Below are 16,483 nucleotides of genomic sequence, written 5' to 3' on the forward strand. Positions count from 1 at the left end.
AGCGCCCGCGCCTCGCTTCAAGTGCAAGACTCGATAGCCTTGGCCTAATGGACGAGATTTCGTCTCAAAAACGGCCGATCAGCGTCCGATTACCTTGCGCGCCATTGCATCGGCGACCCGGTTGGAGGCCACGCCGGTCGCGTCGCTTTCCTGCCAGATCTGTTCGAGGCGGCCCGGAATCTGCGCGATGCGGGAATTCACCTCGTCAAAAGTGGCAGGCACCGAGCCGTCGCGCGACAGGTATTCCACCGCCACGGAAATGATGCCGCCCGCATTGATGACATAGTCTGGCGCAAACAGGATGCCGCGTTGTGCCAGAAGGTCGCCGTCTTCTACGGTGGCAAGCTGGTTGTTCGCGCCGCCCGCCACGATCGGGCAGTCGAGCGCCGCGATCGATTCCGGCGTCAGGATCGCGCCCAGCGCATTGGGGCTGAAAACGTCGCAAGGCACGGTCATGATCTCGTCCGCGGCAACGCTGGTCCCGCCCAGTTCATGCGCCAGTGTCGCCGCGCGCTCTGCATTCACGTCGGCCAGCGTCAGCTTCGCTCCTTCGGCAGCCAGGTAACGGGCAAGACCCGAACCCACGCTGCCCACACCCTGAAGCGCGACGTGCACGCCTTGGACGCTGTCCTTGCCGAGCTTGTGCTTCACCGCCTGCTTCACGCCCAGGAAAATACCGTGCGATGTGAAAGGACCGGGGTCCGAACCGACGGTCGGTTCGTCGCCCTTGGCCGGGAGGCCGGTCACGAAATTGGTGCGGCGATTGACGAGCGCCATGTCCGCTTCGGTGATGCCGACGTCCTCTGCAGTGACGTACCGGCCGCCCAATGCTTCGATGGCGTCGCCAAAGGCGAGCATCATGTCATCGGTCTTGGTGCGGTTTTCATCGGCCAGGATGACGGCCTTGCCTCCGCCCAGCGGAAGACCCGCCAGCGCGTTCTTGTAGCTCATCCCCTGTGACAGGCGCAGCGCGTCGGTCAGGGCTGCTTCGCTGTCGGCATAGTGCCAGAACCGGGTACCCCCGGCCGAGGGGCCGAGATGGGTCGAGTGGATCGCGACAATGGCGCGAAGTCCGCTCTTCCGGTCGTTTACCAGGGTGATCTTTTCGTGATCGTCGAACGCGGGATTGTTCCACATACGAGTGTTCGCCGCCTCTCCAGTACGGAAACGGATGATGTGGATTTCACCCCCGTTCCGGCAGTGAAGACTGGGGCGACCGAGGGGTCTCGAACCCCCGACCTCCGGTACCACAAACCGGCGCTCTAACCAACTGAGCTACGGTCGCCACGAGCCTTTTGAACGCCCGCCGGACGGCGAGCGGAAGAGGCCTGTTTTCACTGCAACACCTTCGCGTCAAGCGCTATCGGCGGCGGGCTGCGCCTGTTGCACAAGCCGTTCGAGAAGGGAAGCAAAAAACGTAACACAGCGCGCGAAACGCAATAATATTACGCGAGGCTAATTTGCCTCCCCCCAGCTTCGCGCAACGACGCGCGCCGGTTCGAGCCCGGCATCGATAATCGCGCGTTCTCCAAGCGTTATCGAATCGACCCGAACCGCGAATCGCGCCTCGAACCAGCGGGACGTGACGGCCAATTGGCGCAGCTGCACCGGACCGAACGGCGCGCCCGCGGCGGCCAGTGGGCCGACAGCTTCGTTCACCGTGGCCCAGCCGGTGGCCGGGCGCTGCTGGATAAGGGCGCGCACCTGTTCGATGCTGAGCGTGCCGGGAACGAGCGCGGTGACAAGCCGGGCCTGGTCCGGACGCAGGGTGTTGAGATTGATCTTCGCACCCTCCCCGCCCGGCAAGGCGCAGAGCCAAGGGACCAGCCGGCGATAGATCGGCTCTTCCATTCCGCGGATCGCGCGCAGTTCGGACAAGTCGACGATGCGGCGCCCCGCAGTGCGATAGGGCACGGCGAGCTGCTGATAATAGGCATCTTCCGCCCCGTTCACTTCCGGGTCCTGATCCGCGTCGATCCAGTCCGCTACCGAATCCGAAATGATCACGGCGGCATCGGGCGGCACGTCGAGGCTGTCCATCAGGCGGCGAAACTGTTCGAGCGAGATGCGGTTGAGGCGCGTGCGGTCCCCTTCGCCCGAGACCAGCGAGTTGACGTTGAAGCAGTTGCCCGCATCGCGCACCCGCACGGTCACGCTGCCGCGCGACAGGGGCAGCGGCGTTTCGCGGTCCAGCATCCCGCCCGGATCGATCGTGCGGCTGCGGTCCAGCGCGACAAGCTGGCCGAGCCGCGAGGCGACGATCGATTCCGCGCTGAAAGCATAGAGCCGCGCCTGCGCCATCGCCTGCGAGTTGAGCGCAAGGCGCGTGGCAAGGTTCAACCGTTCGAGCATGAGCGCCGCGATCACCGCCATGACCGCGACGAGCAGCAGGACCGACAGCAGGGCGGCCCCGCGCTCTTTCGCGCGCATCCAGCGGTTGCGACCTTTCCTCACTGGTAGTTCGCTCCGACGAGGGCGACGACGCGCAAGGTCGTGCCGTCCGCTTGCGGCAACAGGAGTTCGACGGCGGTGGGCAGGTCGGTCGCGCGCTCCGGCTCCCACGCGTCCAGCCAGTTACCTTGCGGCGCGCGGAAACGAAGGCGCGGGATGCCCGACACGCGGGCCATGGGCGAAGCTTCGGGCGGCTGTGCACCATCGGGGAACGGCAGGCCGATACGGACCAGCCGGTCGCCCTCCACCCGCCAGCTAACCCGCTGGATCGAGGGGCGCGGTTCGCCCGCCGGATTGTCCCAGCCGCTGCGGGTCAGGTCGAGCAGCGCACCGCTGCGTCCCTGCTGCATGGCGGGCACGATGTCCCCACGCTCATCGCGCGCCGGGCGGGCGGCGGCCTGGGCAAGATCCGATGTCCAGACCGCGAGGAAGCGGCGCTGATCGGCGATGCGTTCGGTGGCGTTGCGGCCCGAAATCTCCGCATCGACGGAGAACCGCAGCATGGCCAGCGCCCCGCCCGCGATCACCGCGAAAACGACGAGCGCGACGAGCATTTCGACCAGGGTGAAGCCGTTGCGCCTCATGAAGGGGCGACCCGCAGGAATTCATACGTCACCGCGCTCGATTCCCGGCCCGGCGTCACTTCGCGCAAGGACAGGACGATGCGGATCGTGCCGGGAAATTCGGGCGGCGCTTCCACCGTTCGCGACCATTGGAACTGGCGGCCTGCGTTCTCGACCGCGCCCTCGTCATCGCCCAGTGCGGGCGGGATCGGATCGGTCAGCCACTCGGCGGCAAGGTTCTGTGCCGTGACTTCGCGCAGCAGGCGTTGTTCAAGGTCCGCTGTCCGCGCGATCGACGCCCCTTCCATCCGCATCAGCGTCAGCCCCGCGATCGCGAAGATAGCCAGCGCGACCAGCAGCTCGATCAGGGTAAAGCCGTTTGCGCGCCTGTTCATGCTCATTGTCCGGAAACGGCGACTTCGCCGTTGCGGCGCACGGTTACGACCATCGCGTTGCCATCATGTGACAGCGTAACGCGCAAGTCCTCGCTCGCCAGGCCGAGCGGGTCGAAGATGACGCGGCGATTGGCAGGCGCGTTGTCGCCCTGTCCGGCGATGACGGCCTGTGTGCCTTCGTCCCAGTCGGTCGCCGTCAGCGACCGCCCGTCGAGCGGAGCCCAGCGGCCTTCGACGCGGCGTTCGAAGTAATATCCCGCCGGACCGACGATTGTGGCCACCGACGCGGAAGTGGAGATCGCCTCGTTCCGTGCCGCGATGGTGCGGGCGGCGAACTTTTCCGCCTCGCGCCGCAAGTCGCCCGCCCCATTGGGCATGGCCAGCACGACCGCGCCTGCCATCAGGGCAATGACGAAGAGGACCACCATAAGCTCGACCAGCGAGAAACCGTTGGGTTTTACGCGGCTGAAAGGAGCGGGGCGGCGGCGTGGCATGATGGGCAAAGCCTATGCGCCAGCCATGTTACACCTGCAAGCTTGGCGCGGGCCGGGCGATACCCTAAATGCTGTTCGAGATGAGAGATTTCGGTCAATCGGTCGCCGCCCACGTCAGCGGCTGGCCCGGCATGCAGCGGGTCCCTTCGCCCAAGGTAGAGCTGTTTACCGTCCGCGACTTCGTGCCAGAAGCGATGCGCGGGCAGTTGATGGACCTGATCGACGCGAACCGGCGGCCATCCACCATCGCCGATCCCAACGGTGACGACTATTTCCGGACCAGCGAGACGTGCGACCTGCCGCCCGAGGCGCAAGTGGTGCGCGAACTTCGTGAACTGTTCACGCGGGTGTCGGGTATCGACCTTGCCCATGCCGAACCGTCGCAGGGGCAACGCTATGCCGTGGGGCAGGAATTCAAGAACCACACCGACTATTTCGAACCGTCGGGGGCGGATTACCAGAAATACTGCGCCATCGCCGGACAGCGGACGTGGACCTTCATGGTCTACCTCAACGAGCCAGAGGCAGGCGGCGCGACGCGGTTCAAGGCTGTGAACAAGACCTTCCATCCCGACGCGGGGCGGCTTGTATGCTGGAACAACATGCGCCCCGACGGTCGTCCCAACCCCGCCACGCTCCACCACGGAATGAAGGTGCGCAAGGGAACGAAATACGTCATCACGCAGTGGTACCGTGAAAAGGAGTGGAAATGAGAAATCCGGGAAAACCGGTCCTTCACGGACAGAGGATCACTTTACGACCCGTCACGGCCGACGATGCGGACACGATGTTCGCCGGGCTGGAGGACGAGGAATCGAACCGCCTGACAGGCACGCACGAGATATTCACGCTGAAACGCGTGGAAAAACACTGCGCCAATGTCGCGGCCGCGGAAGACCGCTGGGACTATGCGATCGAGGTCGATGGCCGGATGGTCGGAGAAGTGGTGCTGAACGAGATCGACTGGGACAACCGGTCGGCCAATGTCCGCATCGTCATCTGGGAACCGGCGTCGCGCAACACCGGCCTTGGGACAGAGGCCATGCGCCTGGTGACGAAGTTCGGGATCGAGGAAGTCGGCCTGCACCGGATCGAGCTGGGGGTCTATGCCTTCAACCCGCGCGCCATCCGATCCTATGAAAAGGTCGGCTACAAGCTGGAAGGCACGCGCCGCGATGCCCTTTATTGGGACGGAGATTGGATCGATTCCTACACGATGGCCGTGCTCGCCCCCGAATGGGAGGCGAGCGCCGCCTGAGGCATCAGCCCAGCGAGCGGAAGAAGCTCAGCTGCATGTCTTCCGCCAGGCATTCGAGGATCGGCGGGACCAGCCGGTCGTGAAAATCGATCGCCATGTGCTTTTCGAAGGCGGCATCGTCCTTGAACGTTGCGACGACGTTGAACGTGTCGGGATCGTCGTCCGACTGCAGCAGTTCATAGACCTGCGCATCGGGCTCGTGCTTGAACACGAGGCCCTTCAGCTCGCTTTGCAGCGCGATCATCTCCTCGCGCTTTTCGGGCTTGGTCCGTAGAACCGCGATAAAGCTCTTGCCGCTCATGCCTTGCCCTCCGGATGACGGCCGAGATCGAACAGCAGTTCGCGTTCGTAGCTACCGTCCATGCAGGCGATCATGCCATCGATCAGCGGCTTGTTCTGCGGGTATTCCATGTGCGCCTTGTCCGCAGCCTCGTCGACGAAGCTTTCCAGCACCGCGAACATGCCCGGATCGCCTAGCCGGAAGAACTGGAAGTGCAACGTGCCCGGTTCATCCGGTGCCTGCTTTTCCATCTTGCGGGCAAGATCGATGAATTCGTCCTGCTTGTCGTCGCGCACCTTGAAGCGCGACAGGAATGTATATGCCATGAAAGAGCCTCTCCTCAGGCGCGTTTTCGGTTTTCGTGATAGGCCTGCCAGCTTTCCAGCTTCTCGGGAAAGTCGGCGGGTCCGGGCGTGTCGTAAGCCATGTTTCGATCCTCGCGCAGGAGGATGTCGGGGTATTCCGATACCGGCACGTAATAGAGGAACTGGATTGTGCGTTCAGCGAATTTCCAGCCGCGATCCGTCTTACGGTACTTGTCGGCGTAGCGCAGTGCGGTAACCATCATCATGCCCTTGCGCTGCAATTCGGCATGGCCCGATACGCGGCCCGTTGCCTCGTCCTCACTGATGAAATCGATCTGGACGTCGTGCATGAAGTGATGACCGGGGCCCAGCACGTCGAAGCGCCCGTGATACTGTTCGATGATCGCGTCGGGGCCTTTTGCATGCATCACCCCGTCGACCGATTGCAGGACGCCGTCCTCGGTAAACAGGTCGCGCACCGCCTCTATATTGCGGTCGTCGATGTCGAAGCAGTAATGCGCGATGAGCTGACGGATCTGGGATTCGGCTTCCAGCCGTGCGAGCCGTTTTTCAAAATCGCTCATGCACGGTCTCCTGCGAGATAGCCTGAAAGTGCATAGACCGGATCGCCCTTGCCCCATTCGCCGATGGGGCGAAGGGTCTGGCTCATGCCCTGGTCCAGTATCTGGTTCGACGGATGGCTGGCGTTCCAGTCGGTCACCACCATGCGGCGCAGGATGCGCCATTCACCGTCGCGCCTCTCGAACCGGTCGAGATAACGGCCTGCCATGACGAACATCTCGTGCCCGGCGTCGAGCCCGGTTCCGGCCAGTTGCCCAAAGTAGCTTGAGCCGAGCATGTCCTCGGCAATGCCGTTGCGGACGCGGCAGGCCGAATAGAGGTAGCTTTCGCTGGACGCACGATCGCCGTCGACCTCGATATCGACGTTCAGCAGGCAATGCGTGCCCATCGTGAAGTACTTGGTGATCTCGGAAATGATGAAGGGGACGAACTCGCTCGCCCGCCCGGAATAGATGCCATGGATGTCCTCGCCGTCAGGCCAGTAGACCGTTTCCATCAGTGCAAGATCGGCCCGGTCCAGCGCGCGGCAATAGCGGGTCAGCACGTCGCCGACGTCACGCACCGCCACAAGTTCGGCAAGGCGTTCGCGGGCCTTCACGGGCGGTTTCCCCAGACCGGATCGCCGGGTCCGCGTTCACCCAGCGGCCGCAGGGTCGCGAACATGCCCTGGTCGAGAATCTCGTTCGAGGGGCGGCTCTCGTTCCAGTCCATCACGACTTCGCGGCGGAAGATGCGCCATTCGCCATCGCGGCGTTCGAACCGGTCGAGATAGCGGCCGCCGAAAAAGAAGTGATGGTGCGCCGGGTCCAGCCCCTTGCCCGCAAAGCGCTCCATGTAGCGCGAACCGAAGATCTCCTCGGCCTTCTCCTCGCGGACCTTGTGATAGGCGAACAGGTAGGTCTCGGTCGCCGCGCGGTCGCCGGCGACTTCCATGTGCACGTTCATGATCCCGTGCATGGTGACTTCGAACCATTCCTGGATTTCGCAGACGATGAACTCGGCAAATTCGACCGCGTTGCCGTCGAACACGCCGTGCGAATCCGAACCATCGGGCCAGTAGACGCTCTTCATCAAATCGACGTCGGCCCGGTCGAGCGCGCGGCAATAGCGGGTCAGCACCGAATAGATGTCCCGGCGGGCGAGCAGATCCTCGATATCGGCGTCGGATATTGCCCTGGATTCGCCCGGCGCACGTTCGCTCAAGCTATTAGTCATCCTCTTCTCCATCGCGTCGTCCCGTTCGGGCAGGATCGTCCGCCAAGTACGATAACGGAGCGTCAGAAAAAAACAATCATGCTTGTTCGTAACAACCCTGCCCGTTGCCGAACGGCATCGCTCGAAACTTTTTCCCGAGAAAAAAACATTCATGATTGATTGGAAGCTGGCGACGTGCTTCTATCCTGCCCTGCGTTACCCGCAAAGATGGCGGGAACTTAGGAGAGGAGCAGGGGATGAACACGAGTAATCTCTATCGTACGACGTGCGCCATCGCTTTGGCCGCCTGCATCGCGGTGCCGGCCCATGCGCAGGACGCAGACAATCTTGACGGACCAGAAACCGCCCCGGCCGGACCCGTGGACGAAAGCCCGTCGCCGGCACCGACATCTTCGGTCGGACTTGGCGACATCATCGTGACGGCAACGCGCAGGGCGACGGACCTGCAGACCACGCCGGTCGCGGTCTCGGCGGTCGATTCCAAACTGATCGAACAATCCAACCCGCGCGATATCGGCGACCTTGCCGCCTTTGTGCCGAACTTCTCGGCCGCGACGATCGCGAACTTCAACGCGGCGTCCTTTGCCATGCGCGGCGTCGGCCAGACGTCGATCATCATCTATTACGAACCGCCGGTTGCCGTCCTCGTCGATGACTTCGTCATGCCGTCGGTTCAGACCCAGCTTCTCGACACCTTCGACGTGGAACAGGTCGAAGTGCTTCGCGGTCCCCAGGGTACGCTGTTCGGAAAGAACACCACTGGCGGCGCCGTGACCATCCGGACCAAGCGCCCTGAACTTGGTTACATCGGCGTCGATGGACAGTTCGAGGTCGGCAGCTGGAACACGATCAATGCCAAGGGTGCTGCCAACGTGCCGATCGGCGACATCGCGGCCCTGCGCCTTGTCGCGGGCTACGAATCGAATGACGGCTATTACAAGAACGGCGCGTGCTATGGCCCGGTGACCGGCTTCGTGCCCAGTAAGTTCGACGGCGTTTCTGGCTGCCTTGGCGGTGAAACGCTTGGTGGGCAAAGCGTCATTTCGGCCCGTGCAAAACTGCTCGTCGAACCCAGCGAACGGTTCTCGGCTCTTGTCCAGTACGAGTATTTCCGTGACGATTCGGACGTCGTCCCGTCGGTCAACGTCAATGACGAATACACCGGCAGCGTCCCGTTCCTGTCGGACACTCTGGGTACGATCCGCCCCAACCCGGACAGCAGCGATCCGCTCGACAATGCGGCCTATACCGGGCGTAATGCCGGCGGCCTAATGCTGGGCAAGGGTCAGCGCATCTACGTGGATGGTATTTACGCCAACCTCGAGTTCAGCCCCGACTTCGGTACCTTCACCTCGGTTTCGGGCTATCGCTTCCAGCGTTCGCGCATCCCCAACTCCTACGCCGGTGCCACCGCGATCGCACCCGACGGGACGTACCTGTCGTTCTTCGATGCGACCCGCGACGACGACCGCAAGACGTGGCAACAGGAACTGCGCTTTGCCAGCGACCTTGGCGGACCGTTCGATTTCGTGGCGGGCGGTTTCTACCAGAAGGACAAGACCAGTTTCTGTGTCCCGCAGTTGCTCGGCTTCCTCGACCTGACCAGCGGACCGCTGCCGTTCGGCAACTGGAACGACACGATCTACACCTTGTGCAACGCGCAGAAGGCGGAATCGAAGGCCGTGTTCCTTGAAGGCACTCTGAAGGCGACAGATCGCCTTTCGATCACCGTCGGCGGTCGCTACACTTGGGAAGACAAGACCTGGTACGGCCGTCAGCAGGTGTTCTACGAACAACTGAACGGCGGCTTCGACCCGTCAATCGTCGACCAGATCCGAACCCCTCTCGATGCCAATGTCTTCGACTATCCGGCGAATGTCATCCGTGTCGACGGCAGCTGGAAGGAGCCGACCTGGCGCGCCAGCATCAGCTACGAGGTGAACCCGGACGTCTACGTCTACGGCACCTATTCGCGCGGCTTCAAGGGCGGCGGCTTCAACGACCAGGCCGGTAACTTCAACGCCTTTGATACCGATCTCGACGCCTTTGCAGAAGCTGCCGCGCCGACCGATCCGGAAACGGCTGACAGTTACGAAGCGGGCATCAAGTCCGAATTCTTCGACAATCGCCTGCGCTTCAACCTCACCGGCTTCTATGTGAAGTACAAGGATCTGCAGAAGCAGCTCAACGTGCCGATCGTGGTCAACGGCCAGCCGAACCAGGTTACGCTGTTCGTCAATGCCGCAGCCGCAGAGGTTAAGGGTATCGAGCTGGAAACATCAGCCAATCCGTTCGAAGGCTTCACCCTTCGCGGCGTGCTTGGCTATCAGGACGGCAAGTACAAGGAATACGACACCACGGGTGCCGGATACGACCTTGCCTCCGCCCCGCTCGACCGTGCGCCGAAGTGGCAGTGGACCGTCAACGGCACGTATGAAACGCCCGTGTCGTCCGACTTCAACCTCGCGCTCAACGGGTCGGTTGCCTACGTGAGCCGCAACCTCAACACGCAGGCGATCACGGACCCGCAGGGCAATACGTTCCTGAACGCCCGGACCCTCGTGAACGGTTCGATCACGCTAAGCGAGGCGGATGACAAGTACTATGTCCGTCTGATCGGCCAGAACCTGACCGACAAGCGTTACAAGGTCGCGATTCAGAACGTCGGTGGCCTGTGGCAGAACGCCCAGTACGGCCCGCCGCGCTACTTCGGCGTGGAAGTGGGCTTCAGCTTCGGCGACTGGCTCTGAGGCTTTGACACCGAAATGCCCCGCAGGCCGCCACGGTCTGCGGGGCATTTCAATTCAACGGATCGCACAGGACATGAAGGTCGGCGCCGCGCTGCGCCGGGTATGAAGGGTCGACGTGACACATTCAGCAATCGGGCGTGCCCCCCGCGCCATCATTCCCGCCATTATCGCCCTCGCGCTTGCATCCTGCGGCGGACCGGGCGGTGAAGTCGCCAACAACACCGATGGCGATGCCCAGTGGCTGGCGCAGCTGTCAGACGACAGCGACGGCAAGGACTGGCCCGCTTTCGGACGCACTTATGGCGAACAGCATTTCAGCCCGCTGACCCAGATCAACGCCGAAAACGTGGGCGAACTCGGCCTTGTCTGGGCGGTCGATCTTCCCGTCGGCAATCCGGCCACCGGCCCGATCGAGGTCGGCGGCACGATCTATCTTGCCAGCGGCTATTCGGTCGTCCGCGCGATCGACGTGGAAACCGGCAAGGTCAAATGGACCTATGATCCCGAAGCGCCGCAGGCGTCGGGCATCAAACTGCGGCAGGGATGGGGCAGCCGCGGCATCGCCTACTGGAACCACAAGGTCATTACCGCGACACAGGACGGGCGGCTGATCGCGCTGGACGAAAACACCGGCGAACCGGTCTGGACCGTACAGACGTTCGGCAAGGACGAACTGCGCTTTATCTCCGGCCCGCCGCGCGTGTTCGACGGCAAGGTCATCATCGGCAGCGGCGGATCGGATTCCGGCCCCGTGCGCGGCCTGGTCATGACCTACGATGCCGACACCGGCGAAAAGCTTTGGGAATTCTACACCGTACCCGGCAACCCCGCCGACGGGTTCGAGAACGAGGCCATGGAAATGGCCGCGAAGACGTGGTCGGGCGAATGGTGGAAATACGGCGGCGGGGGCAGCGTGTGGAACGCCATGACCTACGACGCCGCGAACGACCAGATCCTGCTGGGCACCGGCAACGGCGCGCCGTGGAACCACAAGATCCGGTCCGCCGGCGAAGGCGACAACCTGTTCCTGTGTTCTATCGTCGCGCTCGACGCGAAGACCGGCAAGTACAAGTGGCACTACCAGATCAACCCCGGCGAAAGCTGGGACTTCAACGCGTCAATGGACATGGAACTGGCAGACCTGGTCATCGACGGGAAAACGCGCCAGGTCGTGATGACCGCGCCCAAGAACGGCTTCTACTACGTCATCGACCGGACGAACGGTAGGCTGATCTCGGCAGAGCCTTTCGTCGAAGTCACCTGGGCCGAAGGCATAGATATCGAGACCGGCCGCCCGATCGAGGCGAAGGGCGTTCGCTACGAAGGGGGCAACACCACCTTCCGCCCCACCCCGCTGGGCGCGCATAGCTGGATGCCGATGGCCTACAGCCCGCAGACCGGCCTGACCTACATCCCCGCCATCGACCTTGAGGTCACGTTCGACGATACCGGCGTCACGCCCGAGAACTTCAAGTGGACGCCCAAGATGGGCCTGTCGCCGGGCGTGGGCTATGCCATTGGCGACGGGGGCAAGAAGGTGACCGGCTGGCTGATCGCGTGGGACCCGGTAAAGCAGGAACCGCGCTGGAAACTGCCTATGGCAAAACACCTTAACGGCGGGATCATGGCAACGGGCGGAAACCTGATCTTCCAGGGCCGACCGGACGGCGGGTTCAGCGCCTATAACGCCGCGACCGGCGACCGGCTGTGGAACTTCGACGCCAAGGCGGGTGTCGTCGCGCCGCCGATTTCCTACAGCGTCAACGGCAAGCAATACGTCACCGTTATCGCCGGGATCGGGACCAGCGCGGGCCTGTTCGGGCCGATGTTCACCGAATACGGCATCGACTACCACCACCAGAAACGGCGCGTGCTGACCTTCGCGCTGGGCGGCAAGATGACCCTGCCGGACAACGAGCCTTACAAGGCGGTCGCTTTCGACGATCCCGATTACAAGGCGGACGCGGCGCTGGCGGCAAAGGGCGAAGGCATGTTCAACGCCCGCTGCGCCGTCTGTCACGGCACCGGGGCGATCGGCGGGGGCACCGCGCCTGACCTGCGCACGTCGGCGGCGGTGGCCGATGCGGAAACCTTTGCAGCCGTAGTCCACGACGGATTGCTGGTCCCCAACGGAATGCCGCAGTTCGAGGAATTCGGCAAAAAGGACCAGCAGGCGCTGCGCCAGTACATCCGTTCACGCGCCGCGGCCTTGCGCAGCGGCACGAACGAACATTCCGCGGCATCGACCATGAAGGCATCAAACTGACCGCAGGGAATTCTGCCTGAATGACGGCGCGCCCCGGTCCCGCTTGGGGCGCGCCGTCCGGTTCTTCATTCCTCGCGCACCGGCCAGGCTGTCATCAGGCGGATCGTCTTGAATTTCCACTTGCCGTCGACGCGGACGTATTCATCGTCATAACGTCCGATCAGCAGCATCGGATTGTCATGCCCGCCGCGCGTGGCGATGGGCGACCCTTCTTCCTGCCGGGTCACGAAATCCAGCAGCAGGCAGCTGCCCTTCGCGCTGTCGGGGCCCGTCAGTTCGATCGTGTGGTTGCCGATGAAGTGGATCGTGTCGAGCGGCGCCTCGCAATGCGCCCAGGTCGCGCGGAACAGGTCCAGCACCGCCTCAACCCCCGTGATAGTACCGCCGAAAGCCTCGGGGTAGTGGCATACGATGTCGTCGACGAAATTGGCGCGCACGGCCCCTTCATCCATCGCGTCGAAGGCTGACGAATAGGCGTTGCGCAGCTCTCGTATCGCTTCTCGCGCAACCAGATCCTCTAGGGTCATCACTCTCTCCATTCTCTTCTTTTTTGAGATAACGCACGCCAGCGGCGCGCAAGGTGCGGTCAGGCCGGGGCTATGGCGCTCAGCTTGCGCTGAATTCCGGCCAGCTGGGACAGGTATTCCTCGCGCTGCGGCCCGCGCAGCATCAGCATCGCGCTGCGCAGGAAACAGGCGTGGAGTTCCAGCTTGCACTCCTCGCTGGTCGACTGTCCCAGGACCCAGCGGCGATAGACGAGGAATTCGTGCATCACGTGATCGCGCGCGACCCGTTCGACGTCGAGTTCATCGCGCACCACTCCGGCTTCTCGCTGAACTTCGTACCAGTTCATGAAGCGGCTGTAGGCAACGCTGGTCAGCTCGCGCACTTCAAGCTGGCGCTGTTCGGTCTCGAAAACAAAGCCGACGACGACGCGGGCATAGAGCGTGTCCCGCTCCATCTCGCTGACCATCCAGTCCAGTTCGTCGAAGACCACGGGAAGCGTATAGGTCTGCCCGCGCCGCGCGATATGTTCGCGCACTTCTTTCATGCGGTCCACGACGGTTGCGGAAATCACCCCGTCCTTGTCACCGAACAGGCGGTAGATCGTGCGCTGCGCGACTTCGGCCTCGTCCGACAACCTGCGGATGGTGAGAGCGGCGACTCCGCCCTCGCCCAAGAGCCGGTGCGCCGTGTCGACGATGCGCTTCCGGCGTTCCCGCATGGCGGGAGAGGTATAGCGCCGGCGAGCGGGCGCTATTTTTTCGGCCCGATTCTCCTGCACTGCAACATCGCTTGGCGGCACGTCCATCCTTCCCGGTTTCATCGCGTTTCTAACCCCAATCGGGACCGTCAGGCAAATCGACAAACACGCCTCCTTTCGCCGCTGCGGCATGAATCAAACATACATGATTGTCTTTTTCTACTTCACAAAAATGATCACATGCGTTCATTTATAGGACAGGCGAAGGACGCCGCACTGATTCGAGCTGTCAGCAACAGACATGGCAGCCGGGATGGGAGAGGGTTTGATGATCGGTAAGACACAGGCGAATTGTGCTCTGAAACTGCTCGTGACGGGGCTTCTGACGACGGCAAGCACACAGGTCATGGCCCAGACGGCCACGACCGACGACACCGCCAACAACCAGCAACCGCAAGTCCAGCAGACCAACTCGCGCGATGCCGGACTTGAGGAAATCATCGTCACCGCACGCCGCGTGACGGAATCGCTGCAGGATACGCCGGTGGCGGTCACCGCGTTCACGTCCGCCGCGATCGACGACAAGTTCGCAACGGACATTCGCGGCCTTGCCGGCGACGTTCCCAACGTCGTCATCACCAACGTCCCCGGCTTCAACGCGGCCTCGATCGGTATTCGCGGCCAGTCGACCGGCGACATCATCCTGACGTTCGAACCGGCGGTCGCCGTGGTCGTCGACGACTTCGTCCTGGCCCACGTCCAGACGCAGCTGTTCGACCTGTTCGACATCGACCGGATCGAGGTCCTGCGCGGTCCGCAGGGCACCCTGTTCGGCAAGAACACCGTCGGCGGCGTGGTCAACGTGATCACGAAAAAGCCCGAACCCGGCTTCAGCGGCGAAGTCCGCCTCGGCTATTCCAGCTTCAACACCAAGGACGTGAAGCTCGCGCTGAACATCCCGCTGGCCGACAATCTCTATTTCCGCACCGCCGGTTCTTTCCAGGAAAGCGACGGGTTCTACCGCCTGACCAAGAACAACGACGTCGACGGCATCCAGGGCGTCCCGGGCACGGGACAGCGCTGGGGCGGGTCGCGCTATTTCAACAACCGCGCCAAGCTGCTGTGGGAACCGGGCCCGACGACCGAGCTGATGCTGACGTACGAGATGCTGCGCGATCGCGGCGATTCTCCGCCGTCGGTCAACGAGACGCCTGAAGGCTTCCTGTTCGATGTCGTCGGCTTCCCCGGCATCCAGACGACGGGGGCCAGCCCCTATGACACCGGCACCACGCTTTGCGAAGGTTCGGCCAACGATGCGACCTGCCCCGGCACGCTGAGCGGGCACCGGGTCGATGTCGACGGGGTGTTCCTGCGCGGCGAACACGGCTTCGATGCAGGCACGGTGACCGTCGTGGGCGGCTGGCGCCGGGTGAAATCGCAGCTGCCGTCGGACTACACCGGCGAGAACGCATACCTGTTCGTATCGACCCGCGACGACGTACGCGAACAATACAGCGTCGAGGCGCGCTTTTCGTCCGACTTCTCCGACGTGTTCAAGTTCACCGCGGGCGGCATGTACTGGGGCCAGACGCTGGACGCGAATGCGACAAGCTTCCTCGGCTTCCTGCGCTTCCTCGGCAGCCCCGGTTCGCTGACCGATCCGAACCTGTCGACCGCCGACTACAAGGTCGATTCCTACGCCGTCTTCGGCGAGGCGGAGTACCAGGTCGCCGACCCGCTCGCCGTGTTCTTCGGCGCGCGTTACACCAAGGAGGAGAAGTCCTTCTCGGTCCAGCCGCAGGTACCGCGTTCGGTTGTCGAGACCGGGTTCTGGCCGCAATACAGCGACAGCGCGAAATTCGACCGGCCGACCATCCGCGCCGGCTATCGCTGGGACATCGCGCCGGGGATCAACAACTATTTCACCTACAGCCAGGGCTATAAATCGGGCGGCTACAACGAACAGGCGATGTCCGCCACGTCGGCCCTGCCCTTTGCCGAGGAAACCGCAGACAGCTTCGAACTGGGCCTGAAGACAGAGACCGCCGACCGCCGTCTGCGCGTCAACGTCGCCGGCTTCTACGTGAAGTACAACGACCTGCAGCGCGACGCCGTCGTACCCTTCATCGATCCCATCACCGGCCTTCCGGGCCAGGAGACGAAGACCACCAACGCCGGCAAGGCCGAAGTCTACGGGCTCGAGGTCGAGCTCTCGGCAAAGCCGGTCGCCGGGCTCACCCTGGGCGCGGGCATGGGCTGGCAGAAGGCGAAGTATCTTGAATTCTTCACCGACGTGAACGGTGACGGGGTCAACGACGATGCGTCCTATCTCGACCTGCGCAACGCACCCGAACTGACGCTTTCGGGCAATGTCCGGTACGAATTTCCGCCGATGGACTGGGGCATGGTCGCGGTGGCGGCCGACGTGAACTACCAGTCAGAATACGAATCCGTGACGCTCAACGCCGACTACACGCAAGGCGAGGCCCGCACGCTGCTTGGCACCAGCGTGTCATGGACCGACCCGTCGGATATGTACCGCATCGCCGTGTTCGGCCGGAACCTGCTGGACGAGAATTATCGCGTCAGCGCGAACTCGGTCGCCGGGCTCTTCAACTTCACCAACTACGCCCCGCCGCGTTCGTTCGGCATTGAGGGCTCGGCGAAGTTCTGATCGATGGCGCTGGGGCACTCTCCTTCCTCGCGCGCTGCCGGTACTC

At 63.1% G+C, this 16,483-nt stretch carries 17 protein-coding genes and 1 tRNA gene; 5 read left to right on the forward strand and 13 right to left on the reverse strand.

The window, feature by feature from the left end; genetic code table 11:
- Nucleotides 1-78: 78 nt before the first annotated feature.
- From FAX90_RS06700 to FAX90_RS06725, 6 genes are all read right to left on the reverse strand, one after another.
- Nucleotides 79-1,137 (reverse strand): Glu/Leu/Phe/Val family dehydrogenase, encoded by a 1,059-nt coding sequence (locus FAX90_RS06700; RefSeq protein WP_144096505.1) that lies wholly within the window; start codon nucleotides 1,135-1,137, stop codon nucleotides 79-81.
- Nucleotides 1,138-1,208: 71 nt separating this feature from the next.
- Nucleotides 1,209-1,285 (reverse strand) — tRNA-His (locus tag FAX90_RS06705).
- Between the two features lie 170 nt (nucleotides 1,286-1,455).
- On the reverse strand, nucleotides 1,456-2,454 hold the full coding sequence (gene gspK / locus FAX90_RS06710) for a type II secretion system minor pseudopilin GspK (RefSeq protein WP_144096506.1): 999 nt from the start codon (nucleotides 2,452-2,454) through the stop codon (nucleotides 1,456-1,458).
- Complete coding sequence (gene gspJ, locus FAX90_RS06715) at nucleotides 2,451-3,035, reverse strand: type II secretion system minor pseudopilin GspJ (protein WP_144096507.1); 585 nt, start codon at nucleotides 3,033-3,035, stop codon at nucleotides 2,451-2,453. Before gspJ ends, gspK begins: the two co-directional genes overlap by 4 nt.
- A complete protein-coding gene (gene gspI, locus FAX90_RS06720; RefSeq protein WP_170234886.1) occupies nucleotides 3,032-3,409 on the reverse strand; it encodes a type II secretion system minor pseudopilin GspI in 378 nt (125 codons plus the stop codon). Before gspI ends, gspJ begins: the two co-directional genes overlap by 4 nt.
- A 2-nt stretch (nucleotides 3,410-3,411) precedes the next feature.
- Nucleotides 3,412-3,903: a GspH/FimT family pseudopilin gene (locus FAX90_RS06725; protein WP_144096509.1), complete on the reverse strand. Its 492-nt coding sequence runs from the start codon at nucleotides 3,901-3,903 to the stop codon at nucleotides 3,412-3,414.
- Between the two features lie 80 nt (nucleotides 3,904-3,983).
- Here FAX90_RS06725 and FAX90_RS06730 point away from each other — a divergent pair, with 80 nt between their 5' ends.
- Both FAX90_RS06730 and FAX90_RS06735 read left to right on the forward strand, forming a co-directional pair.
- Nucleotides 3,984-4,616, forward strand: a complete 633-nt coding sequence (locus tag FAX90_RS06730) for a prolyl hydroxylase family protein (RefSeq protein WP_144096510.1) — start codon at nucleotides 3,984-3,986, stop codon at nucleotides 4,614-4,616.
- On the forward strand, nucleotides 4,613-5,161 hold the full coding sequence (locus FAX90_RS06735; RefSeq protein ID WP_144096511.1) for a GNAT family N-acetyltransferase: 549 nt from the start codon (nucleotides 4,613-4,615) through the stop codon (nucleotides 5,159-5,161). The genes FAX90_RS06730 and FAX90_RS06735 overlap by 4 nt, the downstream gene beginning before the upstream one ends.
- 4 nt (nucleotides 5,162-5,165) lie before the next feature.
- Here FAX90_RS06735 and FAX90_RS06740 read toward each other — a convergent pair whose 3' ends face one another.
- From FAX90_RS06740 to FAX90_RS06760, 5 genes are read right to left on the reverse strand one after another with little or no spacing between them, the layout of a single operon-like run.
- Nucleotides 5,166-5,462 carry a putative quinol monooxygenase gene (locus tag FAX90_RS06740; RefSeq protein ID WP_144096512.1) on the reverse strand — a complete coding sequence of 99 codons (297 nt, stop codon included), beginning with the start codon at nucleotides 5,460-5,462 and terminating at the stop codon, nucleotides 5,166-5,168.
- A complete protein-coding gene (locus tag FAX90_RS06745; protein ID WP_144096513.1) occupies nucleotides 5,459-5,767 on the reverse strand; it encodes a putative quinol monooxygenase in 309 nt (102 codons plus the stop codon). Before FAX90_RS06745 ends, FAX90_RS06740 begins: the two co-directional genes overlap by 4 nt.
- A gap of 14 nt (nucleotides 5,768-5,781) precedes the next feature.
- On the reverse strand, nucleotides 5,782-6,330 hold the full coding sequence (locus FAX90_RS06750; RefSeq protein ID WP_144096514.1) for a nuclear transport factor 2 family protein: 549 nt from the start codon (nucleotides 6,328-6,330) through the stop codon (nucleotides 5,782-5,784).
- Nucleotides 6,327-6,926 carry a nuclear transport factor 2 family protein gene (locus FAX90_RS06755; protein WP_144096515.1) on the reverse strand — a complete coding sequence of 200 codons (600 nt, stop codon included), beginning with the start codon at nucleotides 6,924-6,926 and terminating at the stop codon, nucleotides 6,327-6,329. Before FAX90_RS06755 ends, FAX90_RS06750 begins: the two co-directional genes overlap by 4 nt.
- Nucleotides 6,923-7,543, reverse strand: coding sequence for a nuclear transport factor 2 family protein (locus tag FAX90_RS06760; protein WP_144096516.1), 621 nt, complete (start codon nucleotides 7,541-7,543; stop codon nucleotides 6,923-6,925). The genes FAX90_RS06755 and FAX90_RS06760 overlap by 4 nt, the downstream gene beginning before the upstream one ends.
- Nucleotides 7,544-7,779: 236 nt before the next feature.
- Between FAX90_RS06760 and FAX90_RS06765 the strand changes: the two genes are divergently transcribed.
- Both FAX90_RS06765 and FAX90_RS06770 read left to right on the forward strand, forming a co-directional pair.
- Nucleotides 7,780-10,293: a TonB-dependent receptor gene (locus FAX90_RS06765; RefSeq protein WP_144096517.1), complete on the forward strand. Its 2,514-nt coding sequence runs from the start codon at nucleotides 7,780-7,782 to the stop codon at nucleotides 10,291-10,293.
- A gap of 115 nt (nucleotides 10,294-10,408) precedes the next feature.
- The gene (locus FAX90_RS06770) at nucleotides 10,409-12,559 is read left to right on the forward strand and encodes a PQQ-dependent dehydrogenase, methanol/ethanol family (protein ID WP_240704760.1); all 2,151 of its coding nucleotides are present in this window, start codon (nucleotides 10,409-10,411) and stop codon (nucleotides 12,557-12,559) included.
- A 65-nt stretch (nucleotides 12,560-12,624) separates the two neighbouring features.
- Here FAX90_RS06770 and FAX90_RS06775 read toward each other — a convergent pair whose 3' ends face one another.
- Nucleotides 12,625-13,086: a nuclear transport factor 2 family protein gene (locus FAX90_RS06775; RefSeq protein ID WP_170234887.1), complete on the reverse strand. Its 462-nt coding sequence runs from the start codon at nucleotides 13,084-13,086 to the stop codon at nucleotides 12,625-12,627.
- 59 nt (nucleotides 13,087-13,145) lie between these two features.
- Nucleotides 13,146-13,784, reverse strand: coding sequence for a TetR/AcrR family transcriptional regulator (locus FAX90_RS06780; protein ID WP_240704761.1), 639 nt, complete (start codon nucleotides 13,782-13,784; stop codon nucleotides 13,146-13,148).
- Nucleotides 13,785-14,091: 307 nt separating this feature from the next.
- Here FAX90_RS06780 and FAX90_RS06785 point away from each other — a divergent pair, with 307 nt between their 5' ends.
- A complete protein-coding gene (locus FAX90_RS06785; protein WP_144096519.1) occupies nucleotides 14,092-16,437 on the forward strand; it encodes a TonB-dependent receptor in 2,346 nt (781 codons plus the stop codon).
- The last annotated feature ends 46 nt before the right edge of the window (nucleotides 16,438-16,483 follow it).

It is taken from the genome of Croceicoccus sediminis (assembly GCF_007570835.1).
GTDB lineage: Bacteria > Pseudomonadota > Alphaproteobacteria > Sphingomonadales > Sphingomonadaceae > Croceicoccus > Croceicoccus sediminis.